This window comes from Maridesulfovibrio sp. (assembly GCF_965230075.1).
GTDB lineage: Bacteria > Desulfobacterota > Desulfovibrionia > Desulfovibrionales > Desulfovibrionaceae > Maridesulfovibrio.
This window is the reverse complement of record NZ_OZ245945.1, coordinates 2,363,043-2,381,519: the sequence shown is the minus strand read 5'-3', so window position 1 is coordinate 2,381,519 and position 18,477 is coordinate 2,363,043. Positions and strand designations below refer to the sequence as shown.

Annotated in this window: 26 protein-coding genes and 2 tRNA genes; 22 read left to right on the top strand and 6 right to left on the bottom strand. The window is 47.7% G+C overall.

Translation table 11 applies throughout. The features are described from left to right. Positions 1-5 precede the first annotated feature (5 nt). From ACO05Z_RS10770 to ACO05Z_RS10680, 19 genes are all read left to right on the top strand, one after another. The gene (locus ACO05Z_RS10770; protein WP_421902185.1) at positions 6-491 is read left to right on the top strand and encodes a hypothetical protein; all 486 of its coding nucleotides are present in this window, start codon (positions 6-8) and stop codon (positions 489-491) included. Continuing rightward, positions 448-708 carry a hypothetical protein gene (locus tag ACO05Z_RS10765; RefSeq protein ID WP_421902184.1) on the top strand — a complete coding sequence of 87 codons (261 nt, stop codon included), beginning with the start codon at positions 448-450 and terminating at the stop codon, positions 706-708. The genes ACO05Z_RS10770 and ACO05Z_RS10765 overlap by 44 nt, the downstream gene beginning before the upstream one ends. Next, positions 705-1,010: a head-tail joining protein gene (locus ACO05Z_RS10760; RefSeq protein WP_421902183.1), complete on the top strand. Its 306-nt coding sequence runs from the start codon at positions 705-707 to the stop codon at positions 1,008-1,010. Before ACO05Z_RS10765 ends, ACO05Z_RS10760 begins: the two co-directional genes overlap by 4 nt. Continuing rightward, a complete protein-coding gene (locus tag ACO05Z_RS10755; RefSeq protein ID WP_421902182.1) occupies positions 1,011-1,544 on the top strand; it encodes a hypothetical protein in 534 nt (177 codons plus the stop codon). After that, entirely contained in the window at positions 1,526-2,095 is a 570-nt protein-coding gene (locus tag ACO05Z_RS10750) for a hypothetical protein (protein WP_421902181.1), read from the top strand. Before ACO05Z_RS10755 ends, ACO05Z_RS10750 begins: the two co-directional genes overlap by 19 nt. Further along, the gene (locus tag ACO05Z_RS10745; RefSeq protein WP_421902180.1) at positions 2,073-2,876 is read left to right on the top strand and encodes a phage baseplate assembly protein V; all 804 of its coding nucleotides are present in this window, start codon (positions 2,073-2,075) and stop codon (positions 2,874-2,876) included. The genes ACO05Z_RS10750 and ACO05Z_RS10745 overlap by 23 nt, the downstream gene beginning before the upstream one ends. Further along, complete coding sequence (locus ACO05Z_RS10740; protein ID WP_015851998.1) at positions 2,873-3,214, top strand: GPW/gp25 family protein; 342 nt, start codon at positions 2,873-2,875, stop codon at positions 3,212-3,214. Before ACO05Z_RS10745 ends, ACO05Z_RS10740 begins: the two co-directional genes overlap by 4 nt. Further along, positions 3,211-4,089 carry a baseplate assembly protein gene (locus ACO05Z_RS10735; protein ID WP_421902179.1) on the top strand — a complete coding sequence of 293 codons (879 nt, stop codon included), beginning with the start codon at positions 3,211-3,213 and terminating at the stop codon, positions 4,087-4,089. Before ACO05Z_RS10740 ends, ACO05Z_RS10735 begins: the two co-directional genes overlap by 4 nt. Beyond that, positions 4,089-4,781, top strand: coding sequence for a phage tail protein I (locus tag ACO05Z_RS10730; protein ID WP_421902178.1), 693 nt, complete (start codon positions 4,089-4,091; stop codon positions 4,779-4,781). Before ACO05Z_RS10735 ends, ACO05Z_RS10730 begins: the two co-directional genes overlap by 1 nt. Position 4,782: 1 nt before the next feature. Then, positions 4,783-7,263 (top strand): hypothetical protein, encoded by a 2,481-nt coding sequence (locus ACO05Z_RS10725; protein WP_421902177.1) that lies wholly within the window; start codon positions 4,783-4,785, stop codon positions 7,261-7,263. 9 nt (positions 7,264-7,272) lie between these two features. Next, the gene (locus tag ACO05Z_RS10720; protein ID WP_421902176.1) at positions 7,273-7,551 is read left to right on the top strand and encodes a hypothetical protein; all 279 of its coding nucleotides are present in this window, start codon (positions 7,273-7,275) and stop codon (positions 7,549-7,551) included. 2 nt (positions 7,552-7,553) lie between these two features. Then, positions 7,554-8,744: a phage tail sheath C-terminal domain-containing protein gene (locus ACO05Z_RS10715; protein WP_421902175.1), complete on the top strand. Its 1,191-nt coding sequence runs from the start codon at positions 7,554-7,556 to the stop codon at positions 8,742-8,744. Then, entirely contained in the window at positions 8,745-9,254 is a 510-nt protein-coding gene (locus tag ACO05Z_RS10710) for a phage major tail tube protein (RefSeq protein ID WP_421902174.1), read from the top strand. Between the two features lie 3 nt (positions 9,255-9,257). Beyond that, positions 9,258-9,497: a phage tail assembly protein gene (locus ACO05Z_RS10705; RefSeq protein WP_421902173.1), complete on the top strand. Its 240-nt coding sequence runs from the start codon at positions 9,258-9,260 to the stop codon at positions 9,495-9,497. 126 nt (positions 9,498-9,623) lie between these two features. After that, the gene (locus ACO05Z_RS10700) at positions 9,624-11,636 is read left to right on the top strand and encodes a phage tail tape measure protein (RefSeq protein ID WP_421902172.1); all 2,013 of its coding nucleotides are present in this window, start codon (positions 9,624-9,626) and stop codon (positions 11,634-11,636) included. Positions 11,637-11,647: 11 nt separating this feature from the next. Next, entirely contained in the window at positions 11,648-12,028 is a 381-nt protein-coding gene (locus ACO05Z_RS10695) for a phage tail protein (RefSeq protein ID WP_015851989.1), read from the top strand. Beyond that, on the top strand, positions 12,025-12,228 hold the full coding sequence (locus ACO05Z_RS10690; RefSeq protein ID WP_421902171.1) for a tail protein X: 204 nt from the start codon (positions 12,025-12,027) through the stop codon (positions 12,226-12,228). The genes ACO05Z_RS10695 and ACO05Z_RS10690 overlap by 4 nt, the downstream gene beginning before the upstream one ends. Beyond that, complete coding sequence (locus ACO05Z_RS10685) at positions 12,219-13,202, top strand: contractile injection system protein, VgrG/Pvc8 family (RefSeq protein WP_421902170.1); 984 nt, start codon at positions 12,219-12,221, stop codon at positions 13,200-13,202. The genes ACO05Z_RS10690 and ACO05Z_RS10685 overlap by 10 nt, the downstream gene beginning before the upstream one ends. A 266-nt stretch (positions 13,203-13,468) precedes the next feature. Continuing rightward, a complete protein-coding gene (locus tag ACO05Z_RS10680; protein ID WP_421902169.1) occupies positions 13,469-13,672 on the top strand; it encodes a hypothetical protein in 204 nt (67 codons plus the stop codon). Between the two features lie 57 nt (positions 13,673-13,729). On the opposite strand, the gene ACO05Z_RS10675 is transcribed toward ACO05Z_RS10680, so the two are convergent. From ACO05Z_RS10675 to ACO05Z_RS10665, 3 genes are all read right to left on the bottom strand, one after another. Next, positions 13,730-13,966: a hypothetical protein gene (locus ACO05Z_RS10675; protein WP_421902168.1), complete on the bottom strand. Its 237-nt coding sequence runs from the start codon at positions 13,964-13,966 to the stop codon at positions 13,730-13,732. Beyond that, positions 13,959-14,876: a Rha family transcriptional regulator gene (locus ACO05Z_RS10670; RefSeq protein WP_421902167.1), complete on the bottom strand. Its 918-nt coding sequence runs from the start codon at positions 14,874-14,876 to the stop codon at positions 13,959-13,961. Before ACO05Z_RS10670 ends, ACO05Z_RS10675 begins: the two co-directional genes overlap by 8 nt. 78 nt (positions 14,877-14,954) lie before the next feature. Then, positions 14,955-15,122 carry a ribbon-helix-helix protein gene (locus ACO05Z_RS10665; RefSeq protein WP_421902166.1) on the bottom strand — a complete coding sequence of 56 codons (168 nt, stop codon included), beginning with the start codon at positions 15,120-15,122 and terminating at the stop codon, positions 14,955-14,957. 130 nt (positions 15,123-15,252) lie between these two features. Between ACO05Z_RS10665 and mauJ the strand changes: the two genes are divergently transcribed. Then, on the top strand, positions 15,253-15,945 hold the full coding sequence (gene mauJ, locus ACO05Z_RS10660; RefSeq protein ID WP_421902165.1) for a methylamine utilization protein MauJ: 693 nt from the start codon (positions 15,253-15,255) through the stop codon (positions 15,943-15,945). A 262-nt stretch (positions 15,946-16,207) separates the two neighbouring features. On the opposite strand, the gene ACO05Z_RS10655 is transcribed toward mauJ, so the two are convergent. Beyond that, the gene (locus tag ACO05Z_RS10655; RefSeq protein WP_421902164.1) at positions 16,208-16,732 is read right to left on the bottom strand and encodes a hypothetical protein; all 525 of its coding nucleotides are present in this window, start codon (positions 16,730-16,732) and stop codon (positions 16,208-16,210) included. 184 nt (positions 16,733-16,916) lie between these two features. Here ACO05Z_RS10655 and ACO05Z_RS10650 point away from each other — a divergent pair. After that, positions 16,917-17,006, top strand: a tRNA-Ser gene (locus ACO05Z_RS10650). Positions 17,007-17,069: 63 nt separating this feature from the next. On the opposite strand, the gene ACO05Z_RS10645 is transcribed toward ACO05Z_RS10650, so the two are convergent. Continuing rightward, positions 17,070-17,795, bottom strand: coding sequence for a hypothetical protein (locus ACO05Z_RS10645; RefSeq protein WP_421902163.1), 726 nt, complete (start codon positions 17,793-17,795; stop codon positions 17,070-17,072). A 157-nt stretch (positions 17,796-17,952) separates the two neighbouring features. On the opposite strand from ACO05Z_RS10645, the gene ACO05Z_RS10640 reads away from it, so the two are divergent. Then, positions 17,953-18,222 carry a hypothetical protein gene (locus ACO05Z_RS10640; protein ID WP_420247341.1) on the top strand — a complete coding sequence of 90 codons (270 nt, stop codon included), beginning with the start codon at positions 17,953-17,955 and terminating at the stop codon, positions 18,220-18,222. A gap of 113 nt (positions 18,223-18,335) precedes the next feature. Here the strand turns inward: ACO05Z_RS10640 and ACO05Z_RS10635 are convergent. Beyond that, positions 18,336-18,412 (bottom strand) — tRNA-Pro (locus tag ACO05Z_RS10635). Positions 18,413-18,477: the final 65 nt, after the last annotated feature.

The following is an 18,477-nucleotide window of genomic DNA, read 5'->3' as shown; positions in this document are numbered from 1 at the left end:
TAATCATGATCCCCATCGGCACCATCCTTACCTTCATCGGCTCCGGTAAAGGCAAGCTCGTTCTTGGGCTTGCCGCCGGGCTGGTGGTTGTCGCCGTGTTCCTGATCTGGGTTTCAGTCCTCAAGTTCGACATTGCCCAGCTTCAGGGCGTTGTGTCTGACCGGGATAGCGACATAGCCAGCCTTGAATCAGACATTGCCGGATACAAGCTTCAGGTGCGTAACCGGGACACGGAAATAGGCAAGCTCAAGGAAAGCGGAAACCAGACCGCGCGCGTTATCTCCGGGCTGAAAGGCCAGCTTGAAGAATCTAAGGATAATGCTCGCTGGTATCGCCAAAAACACGACAAAGCCGCCCGGCTACTACAGGAAGCCCGGAACTATCCGGTAACGAATTCAACGGGAGTCATAAGCAATGAAAAGAGCCGTCTTGCTGCTGAGTTTATTAATGGTGTTCTCGGCGTGCGTCCAGAAACAGCACAGCAAAATTGATGAAGTCCGGGAAGTTGTCTTTGTTTCCACCTACGAAGAATGCCCGCGCTCGGCTAATCCAATTCTTAAAGCTGTGCTTGAAGAAAAACACATAGGTTCAAGCGAAAATGTGGACCGCTTGATGTTCAACATAGTGGAATTAAAAGGCGGTCTTAAAGCCATGAATGCCACTATTAATTGTTACGAGAAACAGGCTGAAAAGAAGGTCACAAAATGAACATTCATGATGATCTGGACATTTTCTTCATTGGCCTTGATGCCGTGGAAATCACCGTCTGCGGCGAGGATCGCACCTTCATAGCATACAAGAATACGGACATGGATTCCGTGTCTTTAGGCCGCGCCATGACCCTTAACCCGGATCAGCCAACTATGACTTGCAAGGACGTTGACGGTACCGGGTTGGATCAAGAAAGCCAAGTCGTCATGGAAGGCAAGACTTATGATGTTTTGGACTTCACCGCAGATGGCACAGGGCTTGGCGAGCTTGAATTGATGCTGGCTCAAGAAGAGGAATAAGTGGCTACCTATCTGAACATAGACGGTGACCGGCTGGAAATGATTGCCGCCGATTTCGCCGGGACCGAAAAGCAGATTGATGCAGCCTGCCGCCGGGCTGTTTCCAAGCTGTCCCGGCACCTGAAGACCGTCACCTTGCGCGGAGTAAGTCAGCTAACCGGAATAAAACAATCCGTATTACGTAAGCGGCTCTTCGTTTCCTTTGGCGGTGGACGCAAAACCGCGCGACTCTGGTTCGGCCTGTATGCCATTCCCTTAAGAGAAATGAACCCTAAGCAGACAAGAGCCGGGGTGAAAGCCGGGAAGATTGAACGCCAACACGCATTCATCGGAACGAGGAACGGGAAACAGGAAGTTTACAGACGCGTCAAGGTTCAAAAGACCGGAACAGACAACCGCCTGCCCATCGCCATACAGACAGCAAAAATAGATCAGGCAGTGAATCACGTAATTGAGGCCGACATACTCAAGGTTTTTGAAAACAAATTTTACGCATTTTTTGAACGGGAAATGAAATGGGAATCAAAGAAATAAACATAGCTGAAGCTCATGAAGCCATAGTTGCAAAGCTGAAAGCTGCTTTTCCCCGTTGCACTGTCGGCGATTATCGCCGGGAAGAAGGCAAAGTAAAAGCCCCGGCACTGGCTCTTGAACTTTCCCATATTGAACCCGGTGAACGTGATCCCGGTACAGGCCAGCTTGAAGTTGTTCTCCGCTGGGAGGTTTACCCGCTGACTCATTTCAAAACGAAGAACGCGGCCCGTGAAGTTGCCGCCCTTGTATGCGCTGTTGCTAAATTCGTCCACGGTAACCGCTTTGGACTTCCGGTATCTGCTGCAAAATTCATCGGCGGTTATCCTGAAGACTTCAAGCCAGCAAAGGATGGCTATGAAGAATGGCGGGTTGAATTTGAATTTGAAGCTTACCTCGGTGAATCCGTTTGGGATAACGAAGGCGTTACCCCGCAGACCGTATATCTCAGCTATTCGCCTTTGATCGGTGCCGCTCACGAAGAGGATTATGAAGAAGTAAAAGACGTTCCTATGGTGGGAGGGCTGGAAGATGCAGAATTCGAACTTCCGTAATTCCGAAACAGACCGCCGCCTAGCAAATGTTATCCGCATAGGAACCGTTGTCGAGGCCGACTACCATAAAGCCCGCGTTCGCGTGGCCTTTGGTACTGCCGTGTCTGATTGGCTTCCTTGGATTACAACTCGCGCTGGTGGCGACCACACTTGGTGGGCACCGGAAGTAGGGGAGCAGGTTGTAGTTCTTTCGCCTTCCGGCGAAACTTCCGGCGGCGTGGTGCTGGGTGCTATGTTTTCAACTAATAATCCTGCCCCGGCTGATCGGCCTACCATTCATCGTACTATCTACGAAGACGGCGCGGTTATTGAGTATGACCGCGAAAATCATATTTTACACGCCTATATCCCCGGTTTTGAACAGCGCGAAATCAACAAGGATATGTCCGTGCAGGTTCACCGGGATGTATTTTGGAATATTGACCGGGACGTATTCACCAATATTGACGGCAACCGTATCGATACAATCGGCGGCAATGTTTATGTTGATGTTGGCGGGGATGTTCAGCGCACCGTGGGCGGTAAAGTCGTTCTTGATGTTGAAGGCGAAGTTGTAATCAACAGCGCAACCCGCGTTACCCTTTCTGCTCCGCAGTTGGTCTTTGACGGCCCCATTACCCACGGCAATTCTACCCACGGCGGCGGGGCTGAATTCTACGGTGAAATCATCCATCGTGAAGGGGATTTCATTCAGGAAGACGGCGACACCATTTCCGAAGGTATTTCCCTGCAACACCATGTTCACCCCAACACTGAAGAACCTGTCGGGGGTGCATCATGAATGGTGTAAATGCCGTTACTGGCGAAGCTCTCGGCGGTATTGCGCACCTGAAGCAATCCATTTCCCGGATTCTGACCACTCCTATTGGTTCGCGTGTTGTGCGCCGGGATTTTGGTTCCCGGTTGTTCAAGCTGGTGGACCGTCCGCAGGATAAGAACTTTGCCATTGAAGTTTTCAGTGCCGTAGCTGAAGCCCTTGATAAATGGGAACCCCGCTACAAGCTCACGAAGATAGCAATCGTCAGCGCAAATGCTGACGGCAATATAGTCATTGACCTTGAAGGCAAATATTTGCCCAACGGTGAGGAAATCAAGCTTGAGGGGGTACGCGCGGCATGAGCAATACCCCCATTGATATGTCAAAAGTTCCGCTTCCTGATGCTGTTGAAGTGTTGGACGTTGAAGCTATCATCAAAGAAACCGTTGCAGATTTCACCGCTGAATATCCTCAATATACGGCAGTTCTTGAATCTGATCCTATTCAGGCTCTTTTGCAGGTCGTAGCTTACCGAGAAATCAACCTTCGTCAGCGGGTGAATGAAGGTGTGCGTGCTTGTATGGTTGCTACTGCGCTTAAGGCTGATCTTGATAACCTCGGCGCGCTGGCTCCGGTCACACGCAAAGTACTTGATCCCGGTGATCCCGATGCAAGCCCGCCAGTTGCACCTACCTATGAGAATGACGAAGAATTCCGCGCCCGCGTCCAATTGGCCCCGGAATCCTTTTCTGTTGCCGGGCCTGATGGAGCTTATGAATTTTATGCCCTGACTGTTCCGGCGGTCCGTGGCGCAAAGGCTCTTACTCCTACACCGGGACATGTAGATGTCTATGTGTTGAGCCGTGACGGTAACGGCATTCCTGATTCCGAAATTCTGACCGCAGTTGATAGCGTGGTCAATGACCGTGAAATCAGGCCCTTAACCGATCATGTCACGGTCAAACCTGCTGAAATCGTAGACTATGCTGTTAATGCAAAACTTTACATTCAGTCCGGTCCGGCTCCGGGTGCTGTGGTTGAAACCGCACGAAAGGCTGTATCCGATTTCGTCAACGTCCGGCACGTTCTAGGCGGCTCTGTGCCGCTTTCCGGAATTTATGCCGCCCTGCATGTTGAAGGTGTTGCACGGGTAGAACTCATTTCCCCGGTTGCTGATCTGGCTATGCAGAAACAGCAGGCCGCATATTGCACAGCAATAACAGTCGAGGTGGGCTAATGACACAAGACCTTTTGCCCATCAACGCAACCCCGCAAGAACGCGCCTTATCCAAGGCTACAGGCAAGCGAATTGAATCTATTCCCGTGCCTATCCGTGATCTCTGGAACCCGGATAAATGCCCGGTTGTTTTCCTGCCGTGGCTGGCTTGGGCCTTGTCCGTTGATCTCTGGAAAGATGAATGGTCCGAAGCTCAAAAACGCGCTGTTATCAAGGCCAGCATTGCCATACACCGTAAAAAGGGAACTCCGGTTGCCGTTGAAAATTACCTTGCCGCTCTCGGCTATAAAGCGCGGGTGCTGGAATGGTTTGAATATGACGGTGACGAATACAAGTTTAAGGTCAGCACTGAAACCGGGATTACTGAGGCCGTTTATCTGGAAATGATTGAAGCGGTCATGGTTTCCAAGAATACCCGGTCACACCTTGAATCAATTCAATTTCATTCAGTCCTTACAAACAACATGTTTGCAGGGGGCAATGTCCGCACTGGTGATGTGCAGCATATTCCCCACCGTTTTGGAATCAAGGTTAATCCCATTCAAACCTATGCCGGGGTTGCCATAACTCAGGCGGACATAATCAAGGTTGGCATAAGGGATTCAAAAATAAACATCGCACCTATTGAATTGGGCATGGGCATAACCATGCAGCAAGTTGATATAACAGCTATCCCCGTTCGGGAGGTTTAGTATGGCAGATTTTATCGGAACAGTACCCACTCGCTACGGGTTAGAACTGCTTGGACTATTGGGAACTGGTGTAACTCTCAATTTTACCCGCGCGGCGGTCGGGTCCGGCGTATGGAATCAAGAACAAGTAGATTCCCCGGCAGAAATGGAAGCATTGGTGAATGAAGCAATGTCCCTTGCTATCAGTCCAGAATCAGTGAAGCCCGTATCTATCCCAAAAAGTGATGAACCTGTGGGGATGTATGAAGTAAGTGTTTTCCTGACTAATGCAGGGCTTCAAGACGGCTTTGCTTTAAGGGAAATTGGAATTTTTGCGGATCATCCCACAAGAGGCGAAATCCTTTTCGCAGTTGATTATGCGGGTGATCGGTCAGATTACATTCCGGCCCTTCCAGCAAATGCGGCTCCGTTGGAAAAAATTTTCAAAATGGCTGTTTTAACGGGCCTTGCAAAGGAAATCACCGTCAATCAATCCCCGGTGCTTCTCGCTACCCATGACGACATAGGCGACCACAACACTAACCCTGAAGCACATCAAGACATGTTGGATCGCCGGGCAACCGGAACCCCGGAAATTCTTAGCCCTGCCAATGGTGATGAAAATGTAGGTGAAACCCCTATTTATCGGTTCCGTGAATTTGTGCCGTATTTCGCCCGTGATACCGAAGAAGCTATTCAGGTTCAGATTGATTTGAACACGGGCAATTTTTCAAATCCCGTTCATGATTCCGGTTTTCTGTCTACTATTTCCAGCGGCTATGAACAGCCCGCCGGAATGCTTCAGGCCGGGAAGACAAAATACAAAGTACGTTGCCGCCGTAAATTAAAAAGCGGTTTGATTTCTGAATGGTCGGAAGTTGTTGTATTTGAGACCCGTGAAGTTTTCACATACGTCAAACGGCCCATTGTCCTTACTCCTGCCAACGGTGCAACCAACGTTCTTGAACAGCCCATGCTTTCCATGTCCGCTTTTGCTGTTATCGGCGGAGAAGATACTCATGCTGCTGATCAGTACCGGGTGCTCAATGCTGGAGGCGAAGTTATCTGGACCTCACCGGAACTGACCGCCGGGGAAGCGTACAAGTTGCTTGCCGGGTTGCTCAAGGTAGACCGCGACTATTCCATTGAAGGTCGCCACAAAGGTACGGTCCTTGGCTGGTCTGAATGGTCCACTGTTACCCGGATTAGCACCGCTCCTGTTTTTCTCATTACTGATGAAGCTGCAAAACCTCAAACATGGATTGAATACGTGAATGCCTCGGCTGCTGGTGTTGCTCTGGATTATGGAGCCGTGCTGCGGTCAAACCCTGTTTTGCAGGGTGACGGTGAGTCTGATTGGATGCGCGTCAGTGCTCGTATTGTAATACGTGGCTCTGGACACGATGTAGATGCACGCACGACAGAGACATCATTTGTTTCACTCGATCCGATAGCTGATAATGATGAGTTTTTGACAGATAAAGGGATTGTCACAGCTAAAAATGTCACGGAGGAAGCTGCTGGTGCAATCAGTCGATACGTTTGGACGGGGCTGACTGCGAATAACCCATTAGTTCCGGTGGAGCATGAGGGAGACCTCTGGGATGCAGCGGAGGCTACATGGTCTACATCCGCATCGTTACTGTCTGTGGATGCTGAGGGCTGGGCGGAGTACGGCGTCCTCAATATCCCCGGTACGTTGTCTATTGCCAACACCATTTGGAAATCTGACGGCTGGACATTTTTGTACAGATTTAAGGACATTGATTTTTCTCGCACCCGTTTTCTGGAGATGACATTTGTTGATGGATATCCCAGCGAGGAACCCATGCCCAGTGGCGGCGATGAGCCGGGGATTTGGGTCTATTCATACTCTGGAAAATTATATTTGCGGGACGGTGAAATAGGCCGGGTTAATGTCAGCTGTCCGGCACCGGCTGATAATGCCGATGTATGGATTATGGCCTCGTACAGCAATGGTTCCGCACATATCGGCTGGTCGTATGGTGCTAACAAACCTCAGTCATTTGATGATCTGGAGCAACACGCACAGGTCGATAATATTAATTTTGATTTTCTTAAAAACATTACCCCCAAACGAGGCTCCTTGCTGGGTAGTGCTCAGGGAGATTCTATCACCTGCAAAATCAGAGAGTTCATAATGGCATCATCAGGGTTTGATGCCATGAAAGTTTATACAGCTGATATATCAGCCGCAGGACTCACCGAGCCGCCTACTCTCGTCCATCGCAAACCCTCCATTGGCATCGCTACAGGTGCGGCAGACGCTGCATTTGCTAATGCTGATTATACCGCCGTGGACATTGAGTCCGCAACTCTTGTCACTGACGATGATCCCACCAACCCGAAAGCTGTAGTTATCGACACGGTCAAGACTACGCCTACGAATACATTCCGCAAAATCGCCATTGAGGTCAAACCGACCAAAGGCGATGAAACGCGGATAGATGAAGTCACATTCAATCTGGATAAACAGGGATAAGGAGGCCCCATGCTTGAAGCATTAAAAAAACATATTCCCACTCTGGCGGGTTGGATTTTTGATTATGCCCGGCGCAACCCGGACATGACTGTTTACCACGAAGGTAAATCATACAAAATTCATGTGCGGCTGGTTGACCCTAACCAGATAGGCGATCCGACCAATGCTGAATTAGTCGCCGCTGAAACCGCCTTGGCAAGTGCCAATACAACAGAGGATGAACTGACCGCACAGGGTCAGATGATTAACGTTTTGCGGACTATCATTATAGGCCGCAAGGAGGACTAACCATGGGTGAAAATTTCCTTCATGGCCCTGAAGTAATCGAAATTGACGATGGCCCGCGCACTATTCGCACGGTGCGCTCTTCGGTTATCGGCATTATCGGCACCGCGCCGGATGCTGATAATGCCGCATTTCCCATTAACAAGCCGACCATGATCGCGGGCAACCGCCGCGAAGCTGCAAAGCTTGGTGCTAGCGGAACCCTGCCTAATGCCATTGATGCAATCTTTGACCAGATTGGCGCGGTGGTAATCGTGATCCGCGTTGAAGAAGGTGCGGACATTGCCGCCACCATGACCAACGTTCTCGGCGGCGTAGATGAAAACACCGGAGAATATGAAGGTGTTCAAGCGTTGCTCGGTTGCAAGTCTGCCGTTGGTTTTACTCCGCGTTTGTTGCTGGCTCCGGGCTTCACGCACCAGCAGGACGAAGACAGCGAGAACCCCGGCACATTTCTTAAAAATCCCGTTGTCGCAGAACTCGAAGGGATTGCAAACCGCTTGCGGGCAATCGTGCTGGTGGATGGTCCCAATACCAATGACGCGGATGCAATCGCCATGGAAAACCAGCTTGGCGGACGCTGTTACATGGTTGACCCGTGGGTGAAGGTATTCCGCAATGGTGTTTATGAAAATGAACCTCCTTCCGCGCGTGTCGCTGGCCTGATTGCCAAAATGGATGACGACAAGGGCTTTTGGTGGTCGCCTTCAAATCAGGAAATTATGGGCATTTCCGGTACAGGTCGCCCGGTTGATTTTGCCCTTGGTGATGCCAATTGCCGGGCTAACCTGCTTAACGAAAAGAATGTGGCCACAATCATCAATGAAGATGGTTTCCGGCTTTGGGGTAACCGTCTTTGCGGCAGTGATCCCAAGTGGGCTTTCATTTCCGTGCGCCGTACTGCGGACATGATCAACGAATCTCTGCTTCAGGCTCACCTCTGGGCCGTGGATCGCAATATAACTAAGACTTACTTTGAAGACGTGGTTGAAGGCGTAAACAATTACCTGCGAAACCTGAAAAACAAGGGTGCGATTCTCGGCGGTGAATGCTGGGCCGATCCCGAACTCAATAGCCCGGATCAGCTTGCAGCGGGCCATGTCTATTTTGACTTTGCTTTCACCGCGCCTGCTCCTGCTGAACGGATCACCTTTCAGAGCCGCAGGGTTAACGATTACTTTGAGGAGGTATTTTAAATGGGCCTTGCTGACAATAAACTGAAGAATCTGAATTTATCCGTAGACGGCTATGGATTTGCGGGGAATATCGAATCCTTCAAGCCTCCTAAGCTGTCCCTTAAGACCAGTGACCACCGTGCAGGAGGCATGGATTCTTCTGTGCCCGTTGAAATGGGTATGGAAGCTCTTGAAGCTTCATTTGTTCTGACCGGACATTTCCCTGAAGTGTTGACGCTCTGGGGAGTGGTTGTCGGTGAAAAGCCCCAAATTACCGCTCGTGGCTCCGTTGAATCTGGTAATGGTAACGCAACCCCGGTTGTAATCAATATGCGTGGCTTGATCACTGATATTGAAGACGGAGACTGGAAGCCCGGAGAGGATAATACACAGACGTTCACTATTAAGCCCGAATACTACAAACGTGAACAGGGCGGCGTAGTTCTCCATGAAATTGATGTTCCCAACATGATTCGTAAGATTAATGGCGTGGATCAGCTTGAAGCACGCCGCAACGCATTAGGATTGTAAGCAATGACTACTATAACACTTGAATATCCGGTTGAGTCCAAAGGAACTGAAATCAAAACCCTTGAAATGCGCCGTCCTAAAGTGCGGGATCAGGTGGCCTCTAAGAAATCAAGTAAGTCTGACGAAGATATAGAAGTAAACCTCTTTGCTAACCTTTGCGAAGTCTCGCCTGAAATCATCATGGACTTGGATATGAAAGACTACAAATCCCTTCAGAAGGAATACAAGTCTTTTTTGTCCTAGACCCGAAGGAAGTAAGGCGCGCGGTTCTGGCTCTGGCCCATTTTACGGGCTGGAGCCGGGCCGAGATTATGGACATGGATTCTGTAGATTTTTTGCATGATGTACGGGAAGTAAGGCGGCTTCAAAATGGCAAGTAAGAAATATTCAGCAGTCGTTGAAGTAGGCGGCGTGGTTAAGTCCACCTTTGGTAGCTCTATGGGCAGTGTCCAAAGTGGACTTGTTTCCGTGGGGGATGCTGTCAAAGATACTGATTCCCGGTTCGGCGACTTCAGTTCCGGTATGGCTGAAACTGAAACCGTATTTGATAAGATCGGCTCCGCGCTTCAGGAAGTAGAAGCCCGGCAAGGCAGGGTAGGGGATTCTCTGAAGCTGTTGTCCGGTGATGTTTCACTTTATGCTGATGAACTTAAGGAAGCCCGCGCCAAGATGGATTTGCTTAATCAGTATGACCCCGCCGCCGTGCGCGAATCCGGCAAAGCCTACCGGGAATTAAAACGCGATGCCTCCATGCTCCGCAAGGAATACGAAAAACACCTCAAGCCCACAAAAAAGATGCTGAATGAGGTTAAACGCGCTGAAGCCGCCGCCGACAAAGCGGCCAAGGCGTACAAGGCCAATCAGAATAAACTTGCTTCCTTGGGTTCAGAACTGGAAAAGGCCGGGGTTGATACTAAGAACCTCACCGGAGCGCACCGCAAGCTTTCCCGCCAGCTTGATAAATCACGCAAGGCTTATAAGAAAATGTCCGCCGCTGTAGAAGCTGGCGGCAAGATGAAAGCACAGGTGGGTAGTCTGGCGCGCACCGGGGGCATGATCGGGGCTACTGTTGTTGCCGGGGCCGCTGCTGTTGGGACTGCGGTTACTATGGCGAATCAGGCCACAGGCGAACAGGTCAAGCTTGCACGGGCCTTGGGCGTATCCGCTGAAGAATTTCAGGCATGGGGAGGCATTGCCAAGGAAGCCGGATTCGAAGTGGATACCGTGGGCGACCTCATTGAAGAAATGAATAACAAGCTGGGCGAAAGTGCCGGGCTTGAAGAGATTACCCCGGTTAAAGAATCTCTTGAAATGCTCGGCTTATCCTTTGAAGAGCTTCAAGGCATTGCCCCGGAAGAACAGTTCAAGCGCATAGCCGAGGCAATCAAAGCTATGCCGGATGGTCAACAGGCTTCAGCCGCCGCTGATATTCTCATGGGCGGTGAAGCTAACAAATTTTTCGGCTATCTGCGGACGCGTAAGGAAGGCGTGGACGAAATCATAGCCCAGCAAAAGCGGCTTAATGTTCTATCTGAAGAAGGGCGCAAGGGCGCGGCTGATTACAATACCGCTTTTTCTCAAATGTCCACGGTGGTCGGTTCGGTTGCCGCTGAAATTTCTGGCCTGATCGGTGGCGCACTGGCTCCGCTCATTTCCGAATATGCACCCAAGCTTGCCGACTACGTCCGTTCCCACAAAGACGATCTTATGGGCGTAGGCGATGCCGTGCGCGAGATGATCCCGGCGGTTATGAATTTCGGCAAGGGTTTATATAAGGTAGGCTCCATGGTCGCGGGTTTTGTCTCCGCTGTAGGAGGTATTGAAAACGTAGCAATAATGGTCGGCGCGGTTATGGCTGGTAAGGCCACTATCGGCATGGTCAGCTTTGCAAGCTCGTTGGTAACTGTTGGGCAAAGCCTGCCCTTTGTTGCAACCGGAATTAAGGCCATAGGTGCCGCTATTGCTGCTAACCCTATCGGTTTGATTGTCGGGGCCGTGGTCGGCGGGGCTATGCTTATCTGGAAGTACTGGGAGCCTATCAAAGAATTCTTTTCCGGGCTGATTGATACGGTAGGAAGCGTTGTTTCCAGTGTTGGGAGTTTTTTCGGTTTCGGTGACGATGAAGAAGAGGAAGAACCATTGCCGAAAGTCGGTGATGCCGTGAAGAAGTCGATGCCCGTTGCCGAGGCCAGAACCGAAACCATAACACAGGCCCTACCCGTGGAACTCCGTTCAAGTCAGTCTCAGCAATCCATTTCCAATAAATACGATATTCAAGTCCATGCCTCGCCGGGGCAAGACCCTGAAGAAATCGCGGAAGCGGTTATGCGTAGACTTGAAGAAGAAGGCCGGAACGATGCACGGCTGGCCCTGCATGATTAAAAGGTGAAGTTATGGGAATGCTCAAATTAGGTGATTTTATCTTCAGCGTTGATACTGCCGCGTATCAGGCTTTGCAGCGTTCAACGGCTAGACGTTGGGCAAAAATACAACGGATCGGCAAGCGAGTTGCCCATCAAGATTTAGGGCCGGGGGATGATGCTATCACTTTGCCCGGCGTAATTTATCCGACCTATAAAGGCGGGCTTACCCAGATTGATGAAATGCGCAAAATGATGAACGCGGGCGAACCGCTTATGATGGTGGACGGGCAGGGCAATGTTCACGACAAGTGGATTATCCTTTCTGTAACTGGAAATGACAGCGTATTTTTTCAAGATGGCGTTGCACAGCAGCAAGACTTTTCCATCAAAATAGAGCGGTTCGAAGAATGATCATTTATACCACCAAAGACGGCGACATGCTGGACCGCATATGCTGGAAGCATTACGGCACTGAATCTGCTGTGCCGGAAGTGCTTGAAGCTAATCCCGGCCTTGTTGATCTGGGTGCGGTACTGGAAGCCGGGGTTGAAATCATTTTGCCGAAAATCGCAACACCGGAACCGGATCAGGGAACCAGCTTATGGGATTAACTCACAAGCCAGTTTACCGCGTGGAATGTAACGGTAAGGACATTACCGCCGCCATTCAGAACGATTTAATTTCCCTGACTATCACCGATGAAGCCGGGGTAAAATCTGATTCGTTAGACATATCCATTAATGATAAGGGCTATGCAGTGCCGCCAGCCGGGAGTCAGTTTAAAGTCTGGCTCGGCTATGGCAAGGCTGCAACCTTTATGGGGCTATATGTCCTGAACTCCGTGCGCCTGCCCGGGCCACCGGATAAAATGATTATTAAGGCCGCTGGTGCACCGCAGGAAAAGAGCAAAGAGTTTTCCCAGCTTCAAACACAAAAGGTTCGTTCATGGAGGCCACAGACAATAGGCCAGTTGGTTACTACTGTTGCCGCTGATCATGGGCTTATTCCTGCAATTTCTCAAGATTTATTCAAAATTGTATTGCCTCATATCGACCAGATAGATGAATCGGATATTCACCTGCTTACCCGTATCTCCATGAACTATGATGCGATAGCAAAAGCCAATGCAGGTAAGCTAATATTTGCCCGAAAAGGACAAGGTAAAACCGTATCAGGAATGAAGATGCCTGTATTTAATTTAGTCCCGGATCAGGTAACAAATTTCAATCTTGATATTTCATGGAATGCTGATTTTAAAACAGTCATTGCTCACTGGCGTGATGTGGAAGCAGCTAAAGACATAGAAGAGGTGGCCGGGGTTGGTGAGCCTATCCACCGAATTAGAAATATCTATCCTAATTCAGAGGCAGCATTAAAGGCTGCACGTGGCAAGTTAGATTCATTTTACCGGAGCAAGCATATTCTTTCGGGAAGCCTTCCGGGAAGGCCGGAATTAAGGGCAGAGTGTAGGCTTTTGCTTTCTGGTTTTCGGGCTGAGAAGAATGGGCTTTGGTCTATTACCCGCGCTACTCATAAGTTGGGGAGTGGGGGGTATGTGACTTCGGTTGAGGGGGAGAGAGTGTAAATTGTTGCTTGACTTTTATTTTGTGATTAACTAAGGTTGCGCCAGTTGAGCTGAATCACCGCCAGTTCAAAAGCTGTTCTTTAAATTAGTGGATAATTTGAGTCTATAAAATGATGACAATGTGTCTGTAGCGGTGGAGAAGTCCGACAAGCCTACAACAAGATAGGTGCGTCCGATGACTTTTTGGCGTTTTTAGGCGGTGTACTCATACAGAGTACACCGCTTTTTTTGTAACCATGTAACTATTTCAATTAGACGGAGTTTTAATGAACGAAGAAAAATGTCTTGAACTTACACAAAAAATAATGGCGGAGTCTGGCATTAAAGAATCTGAGATGAGTTGCTCAGGCTTTAAAGTAAAAGGCTTAGCCGCAGCCGCTATTGGAGGAGCGTGTGCATCTGTTTTTGCTATCCCATTCGTAGGGGCGTGGTGTTACTTTATGGGAGTAGGTAGATTCTCTAAAGAATAGGAATAGTAAAAAGAATGCCTCAGCTCTTTGCTGGGGCATTCTTTTTAGTTTATTAATCTACCGAATCAACCTCAATACCGCCGCAGGCTTCCCTTTCCGCTCTTTCTTTTGCTGTTCCTTCATCTCATAAGTACTAAAAGCTTCTGCCCCTTCTGATATCGTCTTGGTAATCAAGTCTATAATGTATGCTTCGCCGTAGCGGTGTTCTTCTTCCATTTTGTCCCGCAGATATTCGAGGGAGCATGCAGCCGACAACATATCCGAAACGCAGCATCCTAAATCTTTCTCAGCCATTACGCACCTCCCCGTTCAAAACCTGTTCAGCTTCAATAAGAGCATCATATGCCATAAGCAGTGCCTGTCGCTCTTCGCGTGGGCGGCTCTCAATGTCCCGGAGCATTACCTCTTTTGCTGTGGTCATGTAATTATGGCCAATGCGCGCGGGCTGCACTTCCGGGGTGACCGTCCGTGGTTGCGGTGGTCCTGATCTGGTTGATGGTGCGCACAATTTTAAGGCTTCTTTGGGTGCTGATTGCCACGGGGTAACGGCTATGTTTGCCAGCAGGCGAGGACGTTTGCCATCAATCTGCGGGCGCGTCTCCTTTATATAGGTAGCGTGGCAATACAGGGTGGTGAAGAAGCGAATACGGTGTACCGGGCTGGCGTTGTTCCGTATGCAGAAGTTACAATAATGCTCGTAAATGGCTTCTTTTGAAATCCTGCTGCCCGGATCAGGGCGGCATTCTGCCTGAACGAATGCGTAGACGAAATTATACCAGCGCGGGTGCTCCGATTCTTCCGGTAGCTCTGCTGGTGTCTGCATGGGGGTGTTGCACTGTCTGCGGATAAGCTCTTGCTCCATAGCATTGAAGGCTTCAAGGTAGCGAATTTTCCACTCTGAAGCTTTCTTTCCAGTGAAGCCCATAACCAGATAGGCGAAGCCGTCACGGGTTAGGTTGAAGCAGGGCATTTGCTTGTTCTGAGAGTTGAGGTAGGAGGACGGCTGAAAATTCAGCTGTCTAAAATTGTCTGGTATTTCGAGCTTTTCAACTGCCTGCAACACATTCTTATGCTGCTTACCAAAATGCTCGGCAAGAGTAAGAGTTGAAACAACAGGCTTGCCGTCTTCGACAGCAAGCGTAGGATAACCGACAACTGAACTGTTGTCAGAAGTGCGTGAATTGGCTAAGTTCTTTTCAGCCATGACAACCTCCGTGTTAGGTTGTTTGTGGTTAGGCTCGGTCTGGTGCTCCAACACCTTTCCGGGCCGCTTTAATTTTAATTACTTTTTTTCTTCTTTCTTTTTCCTTTCGGCCTCTGCCATCCGCTTTTCCATACATTCAATGAACATTGCTTTGATGGTCACTTCCTGTTCTGCGGCAAAAATTTTCAGACGCTTATGGAAGTCTTTATCCATGCGCATTGAAAAAACAGTTTGTTCTTTTGACATGTGTAAGTTGTAAAGCTGTAAAGATTGCTTGTCAACTTCAAGTTTAAGAAATATATTGAAACAGGATGTCAAAATAATTAATTGAAAAGAATTGAATTATTATAACGCATCATAAAATTTGGAGTTGGTATTGTTTTCAGTTATTTCGTTTGATTCTGCGGCTTACTTAGAGCAAGAAGAGACAGTTGTTCGCTATGGTGAATTTAGTTTAAAAATAGTTAGAGAAAGGGTTGAGTCTAAAGATGAAAGTCGAAATCCAAGAGCATTGTCTAATCAAATTATCATAGAGTCAGATAAGGAGCATCAGGCGCATATTGCTGGTAGGATGTTTTTAAGTGAATTTTCGTGGCTTTTTGATGTTCCAATATACGACATTATGCATACCGGGGGATCAGTTCCGGTCGAAGGGATTACGGATTTTGTGGGGCATAACAAGTTCCGCAAAGCAGTTAATCTTGATAAATATTTGTATTCGGCCAAATCTGACGATCAGCTTTTAGCATTAGGGCTATATAAAGAGGCTGTGAGTAGTAATAGTATATTTTTTAAATATCTAGGATTGTTTAAAATTTTAGAAATAGGGATGGAAGGTAAAAAAAGGGCAAAGTGGTTACATGAGTACTTAGAAAAACAACAATATGAAGATGCAAAGCAGCTATCTATTGATATGTGGAGGCAGGGAAGATGTGCAGTCGCACATGGTAAGGATAGCATTGATGTTCATACTTTTCATGACTATCATAAAATTGAAAATTTTTATTTTATTCTAAAGCCAGCGATTCGGATGTATATGGAGAAAGATTTAAAAATTTTTACCTTGTAGTTGTTAGGATTCATGCACCAAATTTGCACCAAAACTTAATAAATATGGGGTAAAACAGGTACATTTGACCATATTTGAGAAAGTTTAAGTATCTAAAATGCTTGAATTTACTTAGCTGAACTTGTTGTCTTACCCGTCTGGAAAGCGTGTATAGTTAACGCTATCGGAGGTTCGAATCCTCTCCTCTCCGCCAGCTTGAATTTATAAAGCCTCTTGCAACGATGTTGCGAGGGGTTTTTCTTGTTTGGTTGAGAGCGTAGGTTTAGAAAGGCAGGCCGTTGTTGATGGCAATTGAGCCTGATCTTGTTCTATCTGTGCTTCCTGATTGACCGTAGTATCTCATTGTTCCCATGAGGGCTTTGCTTGTTCTTGGGTCAGTGGACTTCCATTCAATAATTGCTTGGCCATATATACTATATTTCTGAGATGTATCTGCGATACAAAATAGTCTGGTGCCATAAGCAGGGATTTCAAATTCACCATTCCCAGGGTAGGTCTTAGGAACAGAGTTGCCTCCATACTGTCCGCTCGCGATGTAGCCGCGATGAGTTTGGTCATTTCCATCATGGTCAAGTATGGTTACTTTGCATTGTACGGCTTCACTTGTGATATTTGAGATTGAAATGAAGCTATAAGTAAAGCTGTCGCTTTTGCTAAAGTGCGTATAAAAAACCGGAACGACCGTTCTTCCTTGAGCATTAAAGGTTGCGGTTTCAGCGAAGGCTACGCCACAGAAAAGTAGAGTGAAGATTAAAAACGAGAGGGTTGTGATAAGTGCTTTTTTCATAATTTCTCCAATGTCTTGAGATTGATTATGGAATGCATTATTTGTTCAATATGATTATATCGATCCGTTGTGCTCCGCTATGGTTGAAATTCCTAACTCAGCAAAATTTAAGTTTAATTCAAAATAAGTGAAAAAAGTGCTTGCCAAGTAAGTTCGATTTAGCTAAATCCTTTTTCACCCAAGCGGAGAGGTGTCCGAGTCCGGCTTAAGGAGCACGCCTGGAAAGCGTGTATAGTTAACGCTATCGGAGGTTCGAATCCTCTCCTCTCCGCCAGCTTGAATTTACAAAGCCCCTTGTAACGATGTTGCGAGGGGCTTTTTCGTGTTTGATTAAATGTTATTCCATGTCCACGCTGATTAGTAGTATGTCCCCAACTTTTTTTACGTCTTTACATGTAAGCTTGTAGCCTGATGCAATGAGGGCTTCCTTTTCCTGCTTAGGTTCGCTGTGATCGCCATATATTATGGCCGGGATGGGTGCTTTGGTTTGTATTATCCAGATACTTTCCTGACCTAGCTGGTCATTGTTTTCTTTAAAGTCGCCCTGTGTCATTTCATCGTATTGGTAACATTTTTCTGTAATTTTTTTAGAATGTTTTGCTGAGTGGTTAGATGCTACTGATGGATGAAAGGAAGTTGACAGTGGACGATCTAAAATAATGTGCGAACCGATTGTAGGAATCCCGTTATCAGGTGGCCATATGCCTCCGTGGAAAATATGTTGACCTTCGGCAAGTTGATGCCCAAGGTGGTGAATCTCTTTGTCAACAGCAGTGAGATTTACTTTTTTGTGGTCTTTTTGATATTTGGTTATTTGGGGAGCATTTTTGGGTGGCGGGGCAATTTTTTTTGCTTCTTGATAGGCTGTGGATTCTTCTAGTTTGTCATTAAGTACAGACGATAAATTGTTGTACGGATTGAGCTCTACTAACTCAGCAATGTCGTGAGGAGTATCTGCAGCTTGCAGGGGGCGGAGTTTTCGGATTCCTTGTTCAGCTTGTTTTTTCTCAAAATCACTATGGCAGTCCTTAAGTGGGTAAGGGTTGATTAGGGGGTAAATCATTTCGTTTGTCCTGCGTTTAATTTTTGATATGGAATCAATTGATAAGATTGATTTTAATTGTGTCAACTTTTTGCTTATTTTTGGAGCTATTTGACATTCCAACGCACAAGCCTATGATAGCGCGGTTCTTATACCTATAAAAAATGAGGAAAATATAATGATTTTACCCGGAATGGCTAAAGATGATGTGGTTCTCGTTAAGGCAGACGGCAAACGCATTGAAGGTTTAAAGGCTGTTGTCTCCATGCGTAGGATTGTGACTTTTCATACTGAAGTTGAAATTGAGCCTAAAGATATGATGATCAAGCAGTGTGCGGACGGTGAGCAGGAAGCTTATCTTGTGCTTGATCCTATGTTTAATCATGCAGGGGATGGAATCCCTGAGAACTATCAGATTACCGTGCGTAAGGTAGCTGTGCCTGAATAGGGTGGGCAGATATTTAAACGCAAAAAAGCCGTGGATTCGTCCACGGCTTTTTTTTGTTGCTGGAAAAGAAAAAAGCCACTGATTTCTCAGTGGCCTTTCGGGGTTCCTTCTTGTGGTCGGGATGAGAGGATTTGAACCTCCGACCCCTTGAACCCCATTCAAGTGCGCTCCCAGGCTGCGCTACATCCCGACTCAAGTGAAGAAGGATTTATGTGGAATCCTCGTAAGTGTCAATCATTAATTCAAATTATTATT

Bases quoted from the DNA above. Each gene is read 5' to 3' on its own strand.
- ACO05Z_RS10695 (WP_015851989.1), top strand. From the start codon at position 11,648: ATGGGAATGCTCAAATTAGGTGATTTTATCTTCAGCGTTGATACTGCC.
- ACO05Z_RS10700 (WP_421902172.1), top strand. From the start codon at position 9,624: ATGGCAAGTAAGAAATATTCAGCAGTCGTTGAAGTAGGCGGCGTGGTT.
- ACO05Z_RS10675 (WP_421902168.1), bottom strand. From the start codon at position 13,966: ATGGCTGAGAAAGATTTAGGATGCTGCGTTTCGGATATGTTGTCGGCT.
- ACO05Z_RS10730 (WP_421902178.1), top strand. From the start codon at position 4,089: ATGACACAAGACCTTTTGCCCATCAACGCAACCCCGCAAGAACGCGCC.
- ACO05Z_RS10655 (WP_421902164.1), bottom strand. From the start codon at position 16,732: ATGAAAAAAGCACTTATCACAACCCTCTCGTTTTTAATCTTCACTCTA.
- ACO05Z_RS10720 (WP_421902176.1), top strand. From the start codon at position 7,273: ATGCTTGAAGCATTAAAAAAACATATTCCCACTCTGGCGGGTTGGATT.
- ACO05Z_RS10680 (WP_421902169.1), top strand. From the start codon at position 13,469: ATGAACGAAGAAAAATGTCTTGAACTTACACAAAAAATAATGGCGGAG.
- ACO05Z_RS10765 (WP_421902184.1), top strand. From the start codon at position 448: ATGGTGTTCTCGGCGTGCGTCCAGAAACAGCACAGCAAAATTGATGAA.
- ACO05Z_RS10645 (WP_421902163.1), bottom strand. From the start codon at position 17,795: ATGATTTACCCCCTAATCAACCCTTACCCACTTAAGGACTGCCATAGT.
- ACO05Z_RS10685 (WP_421902170.1), top strand. From the start codon at position 12,219: ATGGGATTAACTCACAAGCCAGTTTACCGCGTGGAATGTAACGGTAAG.
- ACO05Z_RS10690 (WP_421902171.1), top strand. From the start codon at position 12,025: ATGATCATTTATACCACCAAAGACGGCGACATGCTGGACCGCATATGC.
- ACO05Z_RS10745 (WP_421902180.1), top strand. From the start codon at position 2,073: ATGCAGAATTCGAACTTCCGTAATTCCGAAACAGACCGCCGCCTAGCA.
- ACO05Z_RS10665 (WP_421902166.1), bottom strand. From the start codon at position 15,122: ATGTCAAAAGAACAAACTGTTTTTTCAATGCGCATGGATAAAGACTTC.
- ACO05Z_RS10750 (WP_421902181.1), top strand. From the start codon at position 1,526: ATGGGAATCAAAGAAATAAACATAGCTGAAGCTCATGAAGCCATAGTT.
- ACO05Z_RS10760 (WP_421902183.1), top strand. From the start codon at position 705: ATGAACATTCATGATGATCTGGACATTTTCTTCATTGGCCTTGATGCC.
- ACO05Z_RS10710 (WP_421902174.1), top strand. From the start codon at position 8,745: ATGGGCCTTGCTGACAATAAACTGAAGAATCTGAATTTATCCGTAGAC.
- ACO05Z_RS10670 (WP_421902167.1), bottom strand. From the start codon at position 14,876: ATGGCTGAAAAGAACTTAGCCAATTCACGCACTTCTGACAACAGTTCA.
- ACO05Z_RS10770 (WP_421902185.1), top strand. From the start codon at position 6: ATGATCCCCATCGGCACCATCCTTACCTTCATCGGCTCCGGTAAAGGC.
- ACO05Z_RS10640 (WP_420247341.1), top strand. From the start codon at position 17,953: ATGATTTTACCCGGAATGGCTAAAGATGATGTGGTTCTCGTTAAGGCA.
- ACO05Z_RS10715 (WP_421902175.1), top strand. From the start codon at position 7,554: ATGGGTGAAAATTTCCTTCATGGCCCTGAAGTAATCGAAATTGACGAT.
- ACO05Z_RS10735 (WP_421902179.1), top strand. From the start codon at position 3,211: ATGAGCAATACCCCCATTGATATGTCAAAAGTTCCGCTTCCTGATGCT.
- ACO05Z_RS10725 (WP_421902177.1), top strand. From the start codon at position 4,783: ATGGCAGATTTTATCGGAACAGTACCCACTCGCTACGGGTTAGAACTG.
- ACO05Z_RS10740 (WP_015851998.1), top strand. From the start codon at position 2,873: ATGAATGGTGTAAATGCCGTTACTGGCGAAGCTCTCGGCGGTATTGCG.
- ACO05Z_RS10705 (WP_421902173.1), top strand. From the start codon at position 9,258: ATGACTACTATAACACTTGAATATCCGGTTGAGTCCAAAGGAACTGAA.